The organism is Centipeda artemidis DSM 19719 (assembly GCF_000426665.1).
Classification (GTDB): Bacteria; Bacillota; Negativicutes; order Selenomonadales; family Selenomonadaceae; genus Centipeda; species Centipeda artemidis.
Genome location: NZ_AUFU01000031.1, coordinates 1 through 2,960, shown reverse-complemented (window position 1 = coordinate 2,960; position 2,960 = coordinate 1). Strand labels below are relative to the sequence as shown.

General features: G+C 49.4%; 1 protein-coding gene and 1 pseudogene. Both read right to left on the bottom strand.

Annotated features, from left to right (window positions below; genetic code table 11):
- Window positions 1–131: 131 nt before the first annotated feature.
- Entirely contained in the window at window positions 132–1,502 is a 1,371-nt protein-coding gene (locus tag K341_RS0110645; protein WP_026762787.1) for a DUF389 domain-containing protein, read from the bottom strand.
- A gap of 141 nt (window positions 1,503–1,643) precedes the next feature.
- Window positions 1,644–2,783, bottom strand: a pseudogene (locus tag K341_RS11990) (recombinase family protein); the annotation flags it as partial.
- Window positions 2,784–2,960 lie beyond the last annotated feature (177 nt).

Here is a 2,960-nt window from a genome sequence, read left to right as displayed (position 1 = left end):
TGTAATATTTCGGAGCTCAATCGTGCAACAAAAGAATTTTTCAGCGTTTCCCTAACTTTTGGGGGGCAGGTCATTATGCAGTCCTATGTGTTTTTTCTTCACAACATACGAAATCCGTCCACAAGCACTGATTACGTCGCCTCATTTTCCTCTACTACAGGGGCTTCGGGCAGGAAATGTACCTCTACACTGCGCTGTGCTTTGGCAGAAAGCCACTCGGTCAGACGTGTACGCGCCGCTTCGTCCAGATCGGCTTGGAGATATACGAACGCAATGTGCGTTTCACGCAGAGACGCCGCTTTATTCGCCGCCGGATCCGGGGTGTGTACACTCCCGACGGCAATGCGGGAGATTTGCGGAAATACGATGCGTGCCTCACGATTCCAGTCCAAGATGTAAGTCCCCTTCTTCTCGCTTTCCTCGCGGGCAGACTTGAGTGCGGTCACGGTCTGCTGTTCCTGCACAGAGGGAATGGCTCTTTTTTCAACCTCGCTGAGTCGCCGCTCAATCATCGCCTCCATCTTTTCTCGCTCTTCCACTGTCTCCGCAGAAAAGACCTCCAGTTGGAACGGTCTGAGATGTGTCTTTTCATGCAGCTTTTCCGTCAATGCCGCCAAGTCGTCCTCCGGTATTCCGGCAGTCGTAAATACCGTCAGCATTTTCTTCTCGTTGTCCAACGTATAGGAGATTGCCAGACGGGGCGGTGCTTTGAAATTCTCCTCGATATAACTCTTTGCCTGCTCGTTCTCCAGATTTTCCTGCACGCTCTGATATGCAAAAAAACAGCTGGGCAATGTGACAAGTATGGCAGCGGTCAGCAAATAGAGTTTCTGTCTTGAAAATTCGACAGAATCCCGTGCAATCTTCGAGGGGATATCAATGATTTTGAGAACAACAAATGCCGTCAGACAGATAAAGAAACTGTTGATAAAGAACAGATAGAGAGCCCCCACCGCGTACGCTGTCACGCCCGTCGCAATGCCGTATCCTGCGGTACAGAGCGGCGGCATCAGAGCCGTCGCAATCGCAACACCGGGGATGACATTCCCGCCCTCTTTGCGGGTTACACCGATGATGCCCGCGAGCCCGCCAAAGACCGCGATCAAAACGTCCCAGATGGTCGGCGATGTCCGTGCAAGCAGTTCCGACGAGGGCGTATCAATCGGTGTCAGGGAAAAATAAAGCGTCGATGCGGCAACCGAAATGAACACCTGGGCGAACAGGCTTCCTGCACTGGAACGGATATATGTACTGTCGTAACTGGCAAGACCATAGCCAATCCCAAGGATCGACCCCATCAGCGGAGAGATCAGCATCGCGCCGATAATGACTGCCGTACTGTTCATATTGAGACCGATGGAGGCAATGAAGATCGCCAGCATCAGGACACTGAGATTCGTCCCCCGAAACTGAACGCCAGCGTTGATCCGCTCTGTAATTTCCTGTATTGACGCAATGTCTCCATGCAAGTCAAAAAATTTTTTTAGCTTATCCAAAATCAAACAAATATTCTCCTTTTGTCCTATATCAAGATATTGGTTATTTATGAAAATTATACCATAGAACACGCCGTGTTGCCTAATGCTTCTTTGAAAGAGATATTCAAAACATACAATATGACGAATGGAAGCTCTCCTATATTCTCACCCCTCAACACCAATCTCAATCCCGCCCTTGAAAACAACAATCACCGCTCCGCCCTCCTTAACCACAATGTGGTCGAGCAGCCCACTCCATAGCTCCTCGTCAAACGCAACCTGCTCCCCGTTGATACCGCATATCACTTGAATCATGCCCTCCAAGGTGTTTCTCTTGCTCTCCCTTTCGGCAATTTGCTCGTCCAACCTCATCAGATGATCCTGCTTTTCCAGATAGTGTGCACGAATCTTATTTTCCTGTTTCAGATACTCCGTCTGATCCTGTGCCACCCGTGCATTCTCACGAATCAGCATTTCGAGCCGTTCTGTCAAAACGCAGAGTTCCTGCTCTGTTCTATCGTGTTCCTCAGTCAACTCCCCTGTCTGGCAAACGCCGTTAATCAGGGATCTGAGTTCCGCAATCACATTCTCTTTGACTTCCACCAAGGAGTTCAGAGCCTTAACGAAAATCCGTTTGATTTCCTCTTCCGTCAAATGCCGTGTGCTGCACGGCTTCTCCTTGTGGGCATATTTCTTGTTGCAGCGGTAGATGATCCTGCGGTACTTATCCGTGGAGTGCCACACTTTCGCCCCGTACCATGCGCCGCAGCAGCCGCATTTGATTTTGTTTGCGAAGATACTCACGCCGCTGTGCTTCCCGTTCTGTTCTCTACGCTTTATCTCCGCTTGCACAAAGTCGAATAAGTCCGGCGGGATAATCGCCTCGTGGTGCTCTTCCACATAATACTGCGGAATCTCGCCCGTGTTCTTACATCGCGTCTTATCCAAGAAGTCTGCCGTATATTGTTTCTGAATCAGCGCATCGCCGCGATACTTCTCGTTTGTGAGGATGGAACGCACTGTGGAGATGTACCACTTGTCCTTTCCCGACGGGGATTTGATGCCCCGTTTCTCTAGTTCCTTGGTAATCGCGTAGAAGGATCGCCCACCAAGGAAGAATTTGTAAATGAGCTTCACCACTTTCGCCTGTTCTTCGTTGATTTCGAAGTCCTTGTCATAGCCGAGAAATGCACTGTAGCCCACACTGGTCTTGCCCTCGGCGAACTGCTTCCGCTTGCCCCATGTGGTGTTCTCCGAGATGCTGCGACTCTCCTCCTGGGCTAGGCTGGACATAATCGTTATAACTCAAACTTCGCAGATGAATAATCTGCTGTACCCTTGAAATATCTATCGTCTTGCCAAATAAAATAGCATGAGCGACATCCATTTGGTATAATTTTAAGTGTCAAACAAAAAACATCCAATGGAGGCTCATGCTATGAACAGTATAACACAAAACCACCAAGACGAGGAACTGCTTTC